Genomic DNA, 2960 nt, shown 5'->3' on the forward strand with positions numbered 1-2960 from the left:
ACCGGCACCACTGGCCCCGAACCGGCCGGTCCGTCCTCTTCCGGCATAAACACCACCTCCACTCCCCCGGTCACGGAGTGCCCGTGCCCCTGCCTACAGGCGTCCTGGATCCAGGTAGCCGGAGTCTGCGCGTTGGTGGCAGCTCAATCGGCATTCCGCTGACACCAGGGCGGGGCGTGCGGTACGCGTGCGGGCGCGGCGGCGGCTGAGAGGTGAAGCGGGTCGACGGTACGCGTGGACCTGTCGGCCGGTGCCACACGGGCCCTGGGCGGGCTCAGGTGGCCTCTGCGCAGGGTCGATAGGCTGACAGGGTGGCAGGAGTACTGGAGTTCGGCGCGTTGCTGGCGCGCCTGATGAGGCATCGAACGCTCGACGCCTCCGTGCTCTCCAAGGAGGCCGGCACCGGCCTGGAGGAGCTGCAGGCCGTGCTCGACGGACATCCGCCGACCGAACGGCTACTCAGGAGCGTTGGGCCGGTGCTCGGCCTGCACGGCGCCGACCTGTTCGTCCTCGCCCGGCAGCCGGTACCCGACGACCTGACACCGGTCACCCGCAATCCGCACTGGTCGGTCAGCCCCGTCGTCTACAACACGATGGTCATGCCCGCCGAGAACCGGCGCCCGCTGCTGGCCGTGATCCGGGCACAGCCCCTCGTACCGCGGGAGGGAGGGGGTGGCATCGACCGGCCGTACCACCGGTACGAGCCGGGCCTCGGCGCGGTGCTCCTGGAACTCACGCACAGCCGGAACCTCACCTGGACGTGCACGGCCAAGGCCCTGTACGCGGTGACCGACGGACGGATCTACCTGGCGGCGTCCACCATCGGCGGGATCGGCCGCGGTACCGTCGAAGTGACCCCCGAACTGCTCGCCGGCTTCGCGGGCCTACTCGGCATCCTCGCCCGCGATCTGGCGGCGCTCGGCGGCGTCCGCCTGCCGGACGACCTGCCGCCGCTGCACCCGCGGGCCGCCGACGTGGCCGCCGTCATCTGGGAAGCCCGACGCCTCACCACCGCCCAGCTCGACGCGGTGGAGCGTATCTCTCGCCACCTCGCCGGCCGCTGACCGGCTGGGACCGCCACGGCTGCGGGAACCACGAGGGCCGGCCACGGCCACGAACAGCCACCAGCGCAGCACCGGTGTGCCGTCGAATGTTGATCGGCCGGTTGCTACAAGGGCGAGTAGGTCTGGTACTTGCCCTGCAGGAATGAGGCGGCTGCGCTGCCCACATCGGACCCGGGACCGGCTGCGCATTCGTCCAGAACCTCGTGCCCCGGGAACCCTGCCAACCCAGCCACACGGGGCCGAGCCGGCGACCTGTATAGGGATCTGCATCAGGATGTCACCGGGCAGCGTCTCCGGATATCACCACATATCCGCATTCCCGTGACACCCGACACCCCCGCTCCCACACTCGCCGCCGCAGCGGGGAGCCGGTGACATCCACCCGCTCCCCCAGTGACGACAAACCGCAGATTCGCAGGCCTGGCCGCAGAATGGGGCAGCTCAGGTCCTCGATGTCCGGCACGAGCACGCGCACCCGCCCAATGTCAGCCGGACCCGCCTCGCCTTCGTCATCGACACCCCGCCGGGGAAACGAGCAATGAGGTCACGGACCGTTCAGGTGCTCGCGGAAGGCCGTCTCGAGTCCGGTGACGGTGTGCTCGGTCAGGATCTTGTCGGGCAGAGGGGGCCAGTCCGTCGTCCGCCTCACCTGCACCGCCGGCAGAGGTCTCCCGGTGATCACAGGGCGTCGCTGCCCCGTGATCACCAGGTCCCGTGCGCTTCCTCTCCCGGTGTGCCCCGGTGCGTCTGTCGGCACCTGGCCGGGGGTCAGGAGCCCGGTACGGGCTGTTCCGGGGCGAGGGAGTTGCCGGCCGGGATGTGGCCGCAGTCGGAGGGGGCGGGGCGGCCGGCGAAGCGGTCGTTCAGCCAGGCGAGGGCCTGCGGGGCCCAGACGGCGGGGACACCGAAGTGGCTGAGGACGTCGTACTGCTGGTACGCGACCGCTGCGGTGCCGGTCGCGCAGTACTGGCGGGCAAGCGCCCGCACGTCCCCGGCGACCATCACGCCGTCGCCCGTGCCGATGCCGTCCGGGTTGCCGAAGGTGCCTTCGAGGACGCCGGCGTTGCCCTGGGCGAGGTAGCCGGGCACGGTCGGGGACGGGGCCGAACCGAGGTTGGTCCGGTTCGACGACGTCGTCTTCGACCTCTGCCGCTGACCCACAGGTCACACCCGGCCACACGCCGCGCGCGGGTAGAGGGCGCAGCGACGACAAGGCGACGGCGACCGGCGGCGGGAGTGGCGCTGCGCGCGGCGGCCACGAGACGGGAGGGCGCGGCTACGGCGACTGGACCGGCCCCGCCTCCAGTACCCTCATCGGCGTGGGCCGGACCGCCCGCCAGGCCGTCACGGAGATCACCGATCTCCTGCGCTGACACGCCGTCTCGTCGGCGGGTTCAGAGCGCGAGGGCGGCGGTGTCGACCCAGCGGGCGAGGGTGCTGAAGACCCCCAGGTGCTCGGGCAGTTCCGGCAGGCCCGCCTCGTGGCTGTTGGGGTTGCGGATGGCGGCGAAGGCGCCCTCGGCGAACGCGGCGACGCCGCGGCGGACGCTGCGGAAGGTGTCGCTGCCGTCGTCCGGCATCAGCCGGAGCCTCGACTGGCCCGGCTTGGGGGCGTCCTTGGAGAAGACACTCTGGAACAGCGCCATCTCGCTCGCGTCCCGGCGCCCGACCTTTAGTGCGAGAGGGGACTGCCGGGCTGGCAGCTCGGCTGGGGAGCGAGACTCGCCGCCGCGGCGTTCCTCGTCGCCTGGTTGCACCCACCGCGCGCGTACGCCGGGCCCCGCTCGCCGCCCAGATCCTCGCAGTGCCTACGGCCCTGCTGGTCGTTCTCAGCTGACCCGTACACGACCCGGATTCGTCCCGCCTGTCCCATCCTGCGAAGGGGCGGACAACCGT

3 protein-coding genes are annotated in these 2960 nt (G+C 71.8%); 1 reads left to right on the top strand and 2 read right to left on the bottom strand.

What is annotated here, in order from left to right; translation table 11 throughout:
* Positions 1-311: 311 nt before the first annotated feature.
* A complete protein-coding gene (locus AB0O00_RS34085) occupies positions 312-1064 on the top strand; it encodes a hypothetical protein (RefSeq protein ID WP_363658459.1) in 753 nt (250 codons plus the stop codon).
* 768 nt (positions 1065-1832) lie between these two features.
* Here AB0O00_RS34085 and AB0O00_RS34090 read toward each other — a convergent pair.
* Positions 1833-2225 (bottom strand): lipase family protein, encoded by a 393-nt coding sequence (locus AB0O00_RS34090; RefSeq protein WP_363658460.1) that lies wholly within the window; start codon positions 2223-2225, stop codon positions 1833-1835.
* A gap of 233 nt (positions 2226-2458) precedes the next feature.
* Entirely contained in the window at positions 2459-2821 is a 363-nt protein-coding gene (locus AB0O00_RS34095) for a TIGR02391 family protein (RefSeq protein WP_363658462.1), read from the bottom strand.
* Positions 2822-2960 lie beyond the last annotated feature (139 nt).

The organism is Kitasatospora sp. NPDC093558, from assembly GCF_040683475.1.
Lineage (GTDB): Bacteria > Actinomycetota > Actinomycetes > Streptomycetales > Streptomycetaceae > Kitasatospora.